The 11773-nt window shown below is 72.4% G+C and carries 12 protein-coding genes; 8 read left to right on the forward strand and 4 right to left on the reverse strand.

All coding sequences use genetic code 11. The features are described from left to right. Positions 1-291: 291 nt before the first annotated feature. Positions 292-1254, forward strand: coding sequence for an alpha/beta hydrolase (locus tag BLW32_RS02565; protein WP_074850322.1), 963 nt, complete (start codon positions 292-294; stop codon positions 1252-1254). A 114-nt stretch (positions 1255-1368) separates the two neighbouring features. Further along, entirely contained in the window at positions 1369-2310 is a 942-nt protein-coding gene (locus tag BLW32_RS02570; RefSeq protein ID WP_068740564.1) for an HpcH/HpaI aldolase/citrate lyase family protein, read from the forward strand. A gap of 83 nt (positions 2311-2393) precedes the next feature. Here BLW32_RS02570 and BLW32_RS02575 read toward each other — a convergent pair whose 3' ends face one another. The 3 genes from BLW32_RS02575 to ptsP all read right to left on the reverse strand — a co-directional run bounded on the left by BLW32_RS02575 (position 2394) and on the right by ptsP (position 5172). Continuing rightward, positions 2394-2930 (reverse strand): YceI family protein, encoded by a 537-nt coding sequence (locus tag BLW32_RS02575; protein WP_068740565.1) that lies wholly within the window; start codon positions 2928-2930, stop codon positions 2394-2396. Between the two features lie 115 nt (positions 2931-3045). Beyond that, positions 3046-3414 carry a VOC family protein gene (locus BLW32_RS02580; protein ID WP_068740566.1) on the reverse strand — a complete coding sequence of 123 codons (369 nt, stop codon included), beginning with the start codon at positions 3412-3414 and terminating at the stop codon, positions 3046-3048. Positions 3415-3489: 75 nt separating this feature from the next. Continuing rightward, positions 3490-5172: a phosphoenolpyruvate--protein phosphotransferase gene (gene ptsP, locus BLW32_RS02585; protein WP_068740567.1), complete on the reverse strand. Its 1683-nt coding sequence runs from the start codon at positions 5170-5172 to the stop codon at positions 3490-3492. Between the two features lie 102 nt (positions 5173-5274). Here ptsP and BLW32_RS02590 point away from each other — a divergent pair, with 102 nt between their 5' ends. From BLW32_RS02590 to BLW32_RS02605, 4 genes are all read left to right on the forward strand, one after another. Beyond that, positions 5275-6048: a DeoR/GlpR family DNA-binding transcription regulator gene (locus BLW32_RS02590; RefSeq protein ID WP_068740568.1), complete on the forward strand. Its 774-nt coding sequence runs from the start codon at positions 5275-5277 to the stop codon at positions 6046-6048. Next, on the forward strand, positions 6045-7004 hold the full coding sequence (locus tag BLW32_RS02595; protein ID WP_068740569.1) for a 1-phosphofructokinase family hexose kinase: 960 nt from the start codon (positions 6045-6047) through the stop codon (positions 7002-7004). The genes BLW32_RS02590 and BLW32_RS02595 overlap by 4 nt, the downstream gene beginning before the upstream one ends. A 38-nt stretch (positions 7005-7042) precedes the next feature. Then, entirely contained in the window at positions 7043-9109 is a 2067-nt protein-coding gene (locus BLW32_RS02600; protein ID WP_068740570.1) for a PTS fructose transporter subunit IIABC, read from the forward strand. A 67-nt stretch (positions 9110-9176) separates the two neighbouring features. Beyond that, positions 9177-9434 carry an HPr family phosphocarrier protein gene (locus BLW32_RS02605; protein ID WP_068523395.1) on the forward strand — a complete coding sequence of 86 codons (258 nt, stop codon included), beginning with the start codon at positions 9177-9179 and terminating at the stop codon, positions 9432-9434. Between the two features lie 80 nt (positions 9435-9514). On the opposite strand, the gene BLW32_RS02610 is transcribed toward BLW32_RS02605, so the two are convergent. After that, the gene (locus tag BLW32_RS02610) at positions 9515-10132 is read right to left on the reverse strand and encodes a hypothetical protein (protein WP_068523396.1); all 618 of its coding nucleotides are present in this window, start codon (positions 10130-10132) and stop codon (positions 9515-9517) included. Between the two features lie 110 nt (positions 10133-10242). On the opposite strand from BLW32_RS02610, the gene BLW32_RS02615 reads away from it, so the two are divergent. Together BLW32_RS02615 and BLW32_RS02620 are read left to right on the forward strand one after the other, a co-directional pair. Continuing rightward, the gene (locus BLW32_RS02615; protein ID WP_068523397.1) at positions 10243-11163 is read left to right on the forward strand and encodes a D-isomer specific 2-hydroxyacid dehydrogenase family protein; all 921 of its coding nucleotides are present in this window, start codon (positions 10243-10245) and stop codon (positions 11161-11163) included. Beyond that, on the forward strand, positions 11163-11627 hold the full coding sequence (locus BLW32_RS02620) for a MarR family winged helix-turn-helix transcriptional regulator (RefSeq protein ID WP_068523398.1): 465 nt from the start codon (positions 11163-11165) through the stop codon (positions 11625-11627). Before BLW32_RS02615 ends, BLW32_RS02620 begins: the two co-directional genes overlap by 1 nt. Positions 11628-11773 lie beyond the last annotated feature (146 nt).

Raw genomic sequence — 11773 nt, forward strand, 5'->3', positions numbered from 1 at the left:
ATTGCACGAACAGATCACACGACAGGCGGCCTCGTTCGGACGAACGGGGCCGCTTGTCGTATTGTGAGGTGGACGACTTTCCTGAGGAAACCGGGAGGGTGTGTAACGCCTTACCCTGTGATTTCGATGAGATCCAGGGAGAGTGTCGCTCATGTGACTTATGTGAAACATGTGACATGTGTGACGAACGATGTTAGAGTGACGGCTGTGACAAGGCTGGTCGAGTGCGACCATCCGTCCGGTCCACCAGCTACTGCGCGGAGATTCCGTGTGAAAAAGGAGAGGTCAGCAATGCGAGCAGCCTGGGGTAAGCGAGCGGGTGCGGCGGTTCTCACCGCGGCCATGGTGCCCGCCCTCGCCGGTATGGGTGCCGGCGTCGCCGGCGCCTGGGGTCCGGGGTCGGCGAAGAACCCGCCCAAGGGCTTCAAGTCCGAGAAGGTCGACGGAGCCGGCATGCCGGCCGTCACGGTGCGTTCGTGGGCTTCGACCACGACCGACCCGGCGAAGGCCCCGACCGTCGTCCTGCTCGACGGTCTGCGCGCCACGCAGGACGTCTCCGGCTGGGAGCGCGACTCGAACGTCGCCTTCCTGTCGCAGAAGGGCGTCAACGTCGTCATGCCCGTCGGCGGCACGGCCAGCTTCTACACGAACTGGGCGAACACCTCCAAGCACGGCAACGGCACCTACAAGGCCACCTGGGGCAACTTCCTCGCGTCGAGCCTGCCGAACTACATCAAGTCGCGCGGCTTCTCGAGCAACCTCTCGCTCGTCGGCATCTCGATGGGTGGCGGCGCCGCCCTCATCAACGCCGCGAACAACCCGGGCGTCTACAAGCGCGCCGCCGCGCTGTCGGGCTTCCTGAACACCTCGGCCCCCGGCATGCCGGTCGCCGTGGGCGTCGCCATGCTGGACGCGGGCGGCTACAACGTCCTCGACATGTGGGGCGGCCCGTTCGACGCCAACTGGGCGAAGAACGACCCGACCGTGCAGGTCGGTCGCCTGAAGGGCACCAAGCTCTGGATCACCGCCTCGACCGGTGAGCCCGGCAAGTACACCCCGAACCCGTCGCCCGCCGACATCGTTCAGGGCGTGCCGCTGGAGATCCTCGCCAAGTCGCAGTCGGAGGCCTTCAAGGCCGCCGCCGACAAGGCCGGCGTGAGCGCTCACTACGACTTCTCGTCGGTGGGCACCCACACCTGGGGCTACTGGAGCGACCAGGTCTGGCAGATGCAGCGCACGGGTTGGTTCAACTGATCCCGCGCTGATCGAACGATCGCAAGGAAGGCCCCGGGCACCTGCCCGGGGCCTTCCGGCGTATCGGTACGCTTTTCAGCGAACCCACACGAGAGAGTCGAGGTTGCAGCCCTCATGACCCCGCCGGCCCCGCTCACCCCCACGACAGCCGATACCGACGAGCCCCTCGGTTTCCGCATCGATCCCGTGCTCGCGCGCAGCTGGCTGCTGGTCAACGCCGCGCAGCCCGAGCGCTTCGACGCGGCGGCCCGGTCGCGCGCGGACATCGTGGTGCTGGACATCGAGGACGCCGTCGCGCCCAAGGACAAGGTGGCCGCGCGGAACAACGTGGTCGACTGGCTCAGCCGCGAGGTCGACGGGACGCCGAACGACGGCTGGGTCCGCGTCAACGGCTTCGGCACGCAGTGGTGGGCCGACGACCTCGAGGCGCTGCGCGAGGCGAAGCACCTCGGCGGGGTCATGCTGGCGATGGTCGAGTCGATGGACCACGTGACCGAGACGGCCAAGCGGCTGCCCGACACGCTCATCGTCGCGCTGGTGGAGACCGCGCGCGGGCTGGAGCGGATCAGCGAGATCGCGTCGGCCAAGGGCACGTTCCGCCTGGCCTTCGGCATCGGCGACTTCCGCCGCGACACGGGCTTCGGCGGCGACCCGACGACGCTGGCCTACGCCCGCTCGCGCTTCACCATCGCCGCCAAGGCCGCGCACCTGCCGGGCGCGATCGACGGGCCGACCGTCGGATCCAAGGGGTTGCTGCTGACGGAGGCCACCGCGGTCTCCGCCGAGTTCGGCATGACCGGCAAGATCTGCCTCACCCCCGACCAGTGCCACCCGGTGAACGAGGGCCTGAGCCCCTCGCCCGAGGACATCCGCTGGTCGCGGGAGTTCTTCGCGGACTTCGACCGCGACGGCGGCGAGATCCGCAACGGCTCGGACCTGCCGCGTATCGCGCGCGCCACGAAGATCCTCGACCTGGCCCGCGCCTACGGCATCGTCGTCGCCGACGGCCTGGACGGCGAGCACGCCCCGGCACCGTCGGACACCTTCCACTACTGAGTCGCTGCTGAGTCACCACTGAGCTCGACGACGAAGCCCCCGCACCGCGCACCGGCGGTCGGGGGCTTCGTTCGCGCTGCGGATCAGGCCTGGCGCAGGGCCTCGATGTCGAGCGTGAGGGTGATCTTGTCGCCGATCACCTTGCCGCCGGTCTCCAGCGGCATGTCGATCGAGATGCCGAAGTCCTGGCGGGTGATCACGGTGGACGCCTCGAACGCGGCGACCTCGCCCTGGCCCATGCCGGGGTTGGTGCCGAGGAACTCGAGGTCGAACTGCACGGGCTTGGTGATGCCGCGCAGGGTCAGCTCGCCGGTGAGCACGTAGTTCGAGCCCTTCTCCGCGACGCCGGTCGAGAGGAACGTCGCCTTCGGGTGGTTCTCGGCGTCGAAGAAGTCGGCGGTGCGGATGTGGGCGTCACGCTGCGCGTTGCGGGTGTTCACGGAGGTCACGTCGACCTCGGCGGAGAGCGACGCGCTGCCGTCCTCGGCGACCGTGATCGTGCCGCTGAACTCGTCGAAGCGGCCCTTGACCTTGCTCACCATCAGGTGGCGCACGGAGAACTCGACGGACGAGTGGACCGGGTCGACGACGTAGGTGCCGGCGGGGAGGACGTTGCTCATGGGGAAATGCTCCTTCGATGGTTGAACTCTCACGACTCATCGAGCATAACCGGACTGCGGTCCGATGTATTCCGGGCGGGGTGAACCCGACCGGAACATCCCTGGAATTCCGGTTCTACGCGGCCCCGTGGAAGACCGCCTCCACGTTGTTGCCGTCCGCGTCGCGGACGAAGGCGCCGTAGTACCCCGGGTGGTACTCGGGCCACAGGCGCGGCGCGTGCAGCGACTCCGCCCCCAGCTCGAGCGCGACGCGGTGGAACTCGTCGACGGTGCCGGTGTCCGGTGCGGCGAAGGCGATGTGCGCCTCCCGATTCGAGGAGCCCTCGGCGGCGCCGGAGATCCAGAAGACGGGCTGCTCGGCGCCGTAGCCGACGGCCACGTCGAAGTCCATGAGCCGGCGCGAGCCGAGCACGGCGAGCACCCCGTCGTAGAACCGCTTCGCGGCGTCCAGGTCGGCACAGTTGATCCCGAAGTGGTCGATCATGTCGGCTCCTCGCCCGATGCCGGGCGCCCTCTGCACCCGCGACGTCTCAGGTCTAGCACCGGGGACCGACAGGTTTCAGGACAATGCGGCGCGCGCCGCCTCCCGCGCGGCCTGCGGGTCCGGCGCGGCGACGGCGGCCTCGGCGGCCCACCGGCACTGCTGCAGCGTCACGGAGCCGACCCGGGCGCCCACGGCCGCGGCGGCGCCGGCCGCACACGACAGCGAGGTCACCCCGAGCCCGACGAGCACGCAGGCGAGCAGCGGGTCGGCCGCGGCCTCGCCGCACACGCCCACGGGCTTGTCCGCGTCGATGCCCGCTCGGGCCGTCAGCTGGATCAGCCGCAGCACCGCGGGCTGCCACGGGTCGGTGAGCGCGGCGAGCTCGGTGCTCATCCGGTCCGCGGCCATGGCGTACTGCGTGAGGTCGTTGGTGCCCAGGGAGGCGAAGTCCACCTCGGCCAGCACGGCGTCGGCGCACAGCGCGACGGCGGGGACCTCCACCATGACGCCCGCGGTCAGCCCGCGCGCGCGGCACTTCGCGGCGAAGTCCCGGGCCTCCGCGGCGGTGGCGATCATCGGCGCCATCACCCACGGCTGCGCGGTGGCACCCTCGGCCGCGGCGGCGATCGCGTCCAGCTGCCGGTCCAGCAGCCCGGGGTCGCCCTCCGCGATGCGGATGCCGCGCACCCCCAGCGCGGGGTTCTCCTCCTCGCCGTGATCGACGAACTTCAGCGGCTTGTCGGAGCCCGCGTCCAGCGTGCGGATCACGACCTTCTGCCCGGGGAAGGCGTCGATCACCTCGCGGTACAGCGCGGCCTGCTCCTCGACCGACGGCTCGTCGGCGCGGTCGAGGAAGGCGAGCTCGGTCCGGAACAGGCCCACGCCCTCGACCTGCCGCTCGGCGGCGCTGCGCGCCGTGGCCCCGTCCTGCACGTTCGCCAGGACCGCGACGGCGGCCCCGTCCGACGTGTGCCCGGGCCCGCGCCACCGCGCGACCTCGGCGGCCTCCCGGGCCGACTCCGCGACGCGCATCCGGGCCTCGCTCTCCTCCGGGTCGACGGTGACGGTGCCCGCGCCGCCGTCGAGCAGCACGGGCGTGCCGGCGTCGACGGTGCCCGCGCCCGCGAGCCCGACGATGCAGGGGATGCCGAGCTGGCGGGCGATGATCGCGGTGTGGCTGGTCGGGCCGCCGAGCCGGGTGCCGATCCCCACGATGAGCGCGGGGTCGAGGCCGGCGGTGTCGGCCGGGGCGAGGTCGTCGGCCAGCAGGATCGACGGTGCGTCCGGCACCGGGACGCCGGGCTCCGGCCCGCCGAGCAGCTCGGCGACGACACGATCGCGTACGTCGCGCAGGTCGGTGACGCGCTCGGCCATGAGGCCGCCGAGCTTGGTGAACATGTCCGCGAACTGGTCGGTCGCGGCGGCCACGGCGTTGGCGGCGGGGGTGCCGGCCCGGATCAGCTTCTCCGTGGTGCCGATCCAGGCCTTGTCGGAGGCGAGGCCGGCGTTCGCGCCGAGGACCTCCGCCGCGGCGCCCTGTGCCTGCGCGGCGCGGGTCCGCAGCCGGTCGGCCACGGCCTGCGCCGCGGAGGAGAAGCGGGCGGCCTCGGCGTCGCGGTCGTCCTCGGGCAGGTCGACGGGCGGCGGCACCTCGGGGCGCGCGCCGGGCCACATGACGGGGGCGTAGGCGACCCCGGGCACCACGGGGGTGCCGGTGAGGGTGGCGAGGCCGGGCGCGGTCGACTGCTGCGAAGTCATGTGACACAGATTACGAAATCCTCTTGACTTGTCAACACAAACAGGCGTAAAAACAGAAAAATCAAATCCATAACCACAGAAACCCACGAACTCGGAGGGGTCATGTACGCGGAGGAACGACAGCGCGCGATCAGTGAACTGGTCGGTGGGCGCGGCCGCGCGTCGGTCATGGAGCTGGCCGAACGGTTCGACGTCACCCCGGAGACGGTGCGCCGCGACCTCGACGCCCTCGAGCGCCTCGGCGGCGTCCGCCGCGTGCACGGCGGCGTCGTCGCCGCGGGCGTCCTCGCCGGCGCCGAATCGGGCCTGGGGGAGCGCGAGGGCACCAACGCCGAGGCCAAGCGCGCGATCGGCGCCGCCGCCCGCCGCTTCCTGCCGCCGGCGGGCGGCTCCGTCCTCTTCGACGCGGGCACCTCCACCATCGCCGCCGCCCGCGAGGTCCCGGGGAACCTGCACATCACCGCGATCACCAACTCCGTGCCCGTGGCGGCCACCCTGTCCACCCGCGAGGCCGTCGAGCTGCGGCTCCTCGGCGGCCGCGTCCGCGGGCTCACGCAGGCGGCGGTCGGCGCCGGCACCGTCGCCGAGATCGCGGGACTGCGGACCGATGTCGCCATCCTCGGCGCCAACGGGCTCAGTGCTGAGCGGGGCCTCTCCACGCCCGACGCCGACGAGGCCGCGGTGAAGACCGCGATGGTCCGCGCCGCCGACTTCGTGGTCCTCGTCGCCGACTCGTCCAAGTTCGCGCGGGAGAGCCTCGTCGCCTTCGCCGCACTGGACGCGATCGACGTGCTGGTCACCGATGCCGCACCCACCGGCCCGCTCGCGGCGGCGCTCGCCGACCACGGCGTGAACGTCGAGGTCGCCACCCGATGATCGTGACCGTCACCGCCAACCCCAGCCTCGACCGGCTCGTCGTCCTCGGCGGGCCGCTGCAGCGAGGCGCCGTGCACCGCGCCGCGGGCGCCGCCGCCGATCCCGGGGGCAAGGGCGTCAACGTCTCCCGCGTGGTGCACGCCGCGGGGGAGGGCACCGTCGCCCTGCTCCCCGCCGATCAGGGGGATCCGCTGCTCGTCGGGCTCTCGCGCCTCGGCGTCCCGGCGATCCCGGTCGCCGTCGGCCACGAGGTGCGCAGCAACATCACCGTCACGGAACCCGACGGCACCACCACCAAGCTCAACGCGCCCGGGGCGCCGCTCGCGCCGGAGGCGGTGCGGGCGCTCGAGGACGCGATCGTCACCTCCGCCGACGGTGCCGCCTGGCTCGCCCTGTGCGGCTCGCTGCCGCCCGGTCTTCCGGACGACTGGTACGCCCGTCTCGCCGAGCGCCTCAGCGGGCAGCCGGACGGCCCGCGCATCGCCGTCGACACCTCCGGCGCGGCGCTCGCGGCGTCCGCGGTGCGCGGCGTCGCGCTGCTCAAGCCCAACGCCGAGGAGCTGGCCGAGCTCGTGGGCCGCGGCGCCGAGGCCGGCGCCGAGTTCGAGAACCGCGCGGCGGCGGGCGATCTCGCGCCCGTCCGGGACGCGGCGGGCGAACTGCAGCGCCGCACCGGCGGTGCCGTGCTCGCGACGCTCGGCGCGGCGGGCGCGCTCCTCGTCACCGCCGAGGGCGCCTGGGCCGCGACACCGCCCCCGATCACGGTGCGCAGCACCGTCGGCGCCGGCGACAGCTCCCTCGCCGGCTACCTCATCGCCCACGCGCGCGGCGCCACGCCGCCGCGGCGTCTTTCCCTCGCGGTCGCGTACGGCGCCGCGGCCGCAGCACTGCCGGGCACCCAGGCGCCCCGACCGGAGGAACTCGCCGTCGCCGACGTGCGGGTCATCGCTCTGTAGCTCCCGACGATCCATCAGCAGAACCGGAGAACACCCCCATGACCGAATCGATCATCGCGCCCGAGCTGGTCGCGCTCGACGTCTCGGCCGGCACCGACAAGTCCGAGGTGATCGCCTACCTCGCCGGCCGCATCACCGACGCCGGCCGTTCCTCCTCCGTCGACGGGCTCGTCGAGGCGGCGCTCGCCCGCGAGGCCCAGTCGGCCACCGGCCTCCCGGGCGGCATCGCGATCCCGCACTGCCGCGCCGCGGCCGTCACCGCCGCGAGCCTCGGCTTCGCGCGACTCGACCCGAAGGTCGACTTCGGCGCCCCCGACGGCGGTGCGGACCTCGTCTTCCTCATCGCCGCACCGGAATCCGGCGGCTCGCAGCACATGAAGCTGCTCAGCGCGCTGGCCCGTGCGCTGGTGCGACCCGAGTTCACCGCCGCGCTCCGCGCCGCCGCCACGCCGGAGGAGGTGGTCGCCCTCGTCGAGGAGGTCATCGCCCCGAAGCCGGCGGAACCCAAGCCCGCCGCTCCCGCCGCCGCTCCCGCCGCCGCTGCGGCTGCCGCCCCGGCCCCGGCCGCGGAGCCGGCACCGTCGGGCAAGCCCTCGCTGGTGGCGATCACGGCGTGCCCCACGGGGATCGCGCACACCTACATGGCCGCCGATGCCCTGAAGCTGGCCGCCGAGCGCGCGGGCGTCGAGCTGACCGTCGAGACGCAGGGCTCCTCCGGCTCCACGCCGCTGTCGGCGCAGACCATCGCCGACGCGGGCGCCGTCCTCTTCGCCACCGACGTGGGCGTCAAGGGCCGCGAGCGCTTCGCCGGCAAGCCCGTGATCACGTCGGGCGTCAAGCGCGGCATCAACGAGCCGGACGCGATGATCGCCGAGGCCGTCGCGGCGGCGAGCGACCCGCACGCCGCCACCGTCGACGGGGACGCCGCCGCGAGCGCCGAATCCGCACCCGCACAGCAGGGGCTGGGCGGTCAGCTCAAGCGCGCGCTGCTCACCGGCGTCAGCTACATGATCCCGTTCGTCGCGGCGGGCGGCCTGCTCATCGCGCTCGGTTTCCTTTTGGGCGGGTACGAGATCGGGAACAGCACGGTGTCCGAGGGCACGTCCGACGGTGCCTACTTCGCGCTGCACAACTCGCTCTGGAACCTGCCTCCGGGCGGGCTACTGCAGTACCTCGGCTCGGTCAGCTTCGCGACGGGCCAGGCGGCGATGAGCCTCATGGTCGCGGTGCTCGCGGGCTACATCGCCTACGCCATCGCCGACCGGCCCGGGCTTGCACCGGGATTCGTCGCCGGCGTGCTCGCGGTGACGGTCAACGCCGGCTTCATCGGCGGCGTCGTCGGCGGCCTGCTCGCGGGCGTCGTCGCGCTGTGGATCGGCAAGCTGCAGCTGCCGCAGTGGGCCCGCGGCCTCATGCCGGTGGTGATCATCCCGCTGTTCGCCACGCTCATCACGGGTGGCCTGATGTACATGGTCCTCGCCGGGCCGCTGCGCTGGGTGAACGAGTCGATGACCGACGCCCTCAACGGGATGAGCGGCAGCAGCAAGATCGCGCTCGGCGTGGTCCTCGGCCTCATGATGTGCTTCGACCTGGGCGGGCCGGTGAACAAGGCCGCGTACGCCTTCGGCGTCGCCGGGATCGGGCTCAGCACCGCCGGCGTGCCGCAGTGGGAGATGATGGCCGCCGTCATGGCCGCGGGCATGGTGCCGCCCCTGGCGCTCGCCCTCGCCTCCACCGTCCTGCGCCCGGGCCTGTTCACCGAACCCGAGCGGGAGAACGGCAAGGCGGCCTGGTTCCTCGGTGCGTCGTTCATCTCCGAGGGCGCCATCCCGTTCGCCGCGGCCGACCCGCTGCGGGTGATCCCGTCGATGATGCTCGGCGGCGCCGTCACGGGCGGCCTGTCCATGGCGCTCGGTGCTCAGTTGCGCGCCCCGCACGGCGGCGTCTTCGTGCTGTTCGCCATGAACGGCACCTGGTGGAAGTTCCTCATCGCCCTCGCCGCCGGCGTCGTGGTGAGCGCGGTGGCGGTCGTCGCGGCCAAGTCCGTCGGCCGCCAGGACGCTTCCGCCGCCGAATCCGCCCAGCCCGCGGCCGTCGCCGCGTAATACTGGTCCTGACCACTCGCGCGGCCGACCGGCGGCGCGCAGACGAACACACCCCACGAGGAGAGACATGCCCAGCACCACCGTCGCCGTCGGATCGGCCGTCGGCCTGCACGCCCGCCCCGCCGCCGTGATCGCGAACGCCGTCAACGAGTCGGGTCACGAGGTCACTCTGTCCGTCGCCGGCGGCGAGCCCGTGGACGCCGGCTCGGCGCTGATGATCATGACCCTCGGCGCCGAGCAGGGCGTGGAGGTCACCGTCGAATCCGCCGATCAGGGCACCGTCGACGCGATCGCGGCCCTCGTCGCGCAAGACCTTGATGCCTGAGCAGCTCGACGCCTGAGAGGTACCAGGCGCACGAAGGAGGGCGGCCGGAATCCCCGGCCGCCCTCCTTTTGTGTTCCGGTCTAGGTGACCGGCGCGATGCAGTAGCTCACGCGCTGCGGCGCGGCGTAGTTCAGCGCCGACGAGCCGCGGCAGGTCAGCGGGGCGCCCGCCGCGCGCTGGATCACCCGGATCACGTTCGACGGTGCGCTGCCCGTCGCGGACGGGCAATCGACCGGGCGGATGTCCGTGGTCGCCGCCGTATCGGGCTTGACCTGGTAGCAGTTGCCCAGCGTGAGCTTGGGAACGACGCACAGGACCGAGCCCGCGGACTCGACGCGGGCGTAGCTCGGCTGGCTGCACGCGGTCTTGGCGGCGGCCTTCTCGGCGACGGCGAAGCTGAAGCCGTCGCCGTCGCACCCGGTGCGGGTGGCGTTGCCGCCCGAGACGGTGACGCAGTCGCCGACCTCGACGGAGCTCACCGGCGCGACCTCGGGACTCGACGGCTTGACGCCGAGGAGCAGCACCGCGGCGCCCATCACGAGCGCGGCGATGAGGCCGGAGTAGATCACGGAGCTGACCACCTTCCACGTGGTGGTCGGCCGCACCTCGTCGAGCCGCCGGCCCACCGGGGTCGCCTCGAGGCGACGCCGGAGCGCGGCGAGACGCGGCTGCGCGGGGTGGAGGAAGGACGTCGACATAGTCTCAATCTTAACTTGAGACTCACTAGGTAACACAAGTCTCAGTTTTCACAGATCGAATCGGCGCGGCTGGGCCACGGCGCCGACGCGGGCTCATTAGGCTTTGCGACATGTCATTCGACGACGCGCCCGTCATCGCCGTGGGGCCGAAGCCCGATCCCGATTTCGACGCCGCGATCACCGCGGGCGGCGGCGAACCCGGCCCGCTGGCCCGGGCCGACGGCCTGGTCTGGACCGATTCCCGCGCGACCCTGCCCGCGCTGCCCCCGAGCGTGCGCTGGGTGCAGCTGCCCTTCGCCGGCGTCGAGGGCTTCCTCGACAGCGGCGTCATCGCGGACAACCCGAAGGTCGTCTTCACCTCCGCCGCCGGCGCCTACTCCGGCACCGTCGCCGAACAGGCCATCGCGCTGCTCCTCGCCGGCGTGCGCGGCCTCTGGCGGCGCGAGACCTCCTGGGACGCCGCGGGCGCCGCCGCCCGCACGGGCCGCCTCGGCGGCACGACGGTGGCGATCGTCGGCGCGGGCGGCATCGGCCGCGACCTCATCCCCGCGCTGCGCGGCCTCGGCGTCAAGGTGGTCGCCGTGAACCGCTCGGGCACCGACGTCTCCGACGCCGTCGTGGTGACCGCCGACCGCCTCGACGAGGTGTGGCCCGCCGTCGACCACGTGATCCTGGCGGCCCCGTCGACCGCGGAGACCCGCGCCCTGGTGAACGCGAAGGTCCTCGCGCAGCTCAAGCCGCACTCCTGGATCATCAACGTCGCGCGCGGCTCGCTCATCGACACGGACGCGCTGGTCGCGGCGCTGAAGAAGGGGACGATCGGCGGTGTCGGCCTCGACGTGACCGACCCCGAGCCGCTGCCCGACGGCCACCCGCTGTGGTCGATTCCCAACGCGATCATCACCCCGCACGTCGCGAACCCACCGCAGCACCTGCGCCCCGCGCTGCTCGCCCGCGTCGAGGTCAACGTCCGCCGCTTCGCCAACGACATGGAGCCGCTCGCCGTCATCGACGCCGACCGGGGCTACTGATGTCCGACGGCCCGGCGGCGCCCCACGACGAGGTCGACCTCATCGTCCGGGGCATCGTCGGGCTGGCCAAGCGGATCCGCAGCGACGCGCGGTTCGTGGGCGCGGAGGTCTCCTACGTCGACTTCACGCTGCTGTTCGTCCTGCACGAGTCCCCGGGCATCCGCGCCGTCGACCTCGCGGAGGCCGTCTCCATCGACAAGTCCACCGCCAGCCGGCAGCTCGCGGGTCTGGAACGACGGGGCCTCATCACCCGCGACGTGGACCCGGGCAACCCCCGCTCCCGGCAGCTGCGGCTGACCGAGAAGGCCGAGCGCGTGCTGGCCGAGACGGACCGCGAATGGCGCCGCCGGATCGAGGCCCGGACGGCCGATTGGTCGCCCGAGGAACTGCGCACGTTCGCCACGCTGATCGACCGCTACATGAGCGTCGATCTGCCCGGCGAGGAGCGCCCGGCAGGCCTCTGATCTCGGGCGGAATCCCGTGGAGTGATGCGGCTCACGAGGCTACCGAGCGGTAAGTTATGCCGTGCTATGGTCAGCCCACTGTTCTGTGCATCAGGCGACCAGCGTGCCCTCGCGATGCCCGGCGACCCCGGGCCTTCCGCGTAAAT

The organism is Tsukamurella tyrosinosolvens (assembly GCF_900104775.1).
Lineage (GTDB): Bacteria > Actinomycetota > Actinomycetes > Mycobacteriales > Mycobacteriaceae > Tsukamurella > Tsukamurella tyrosinosolvens.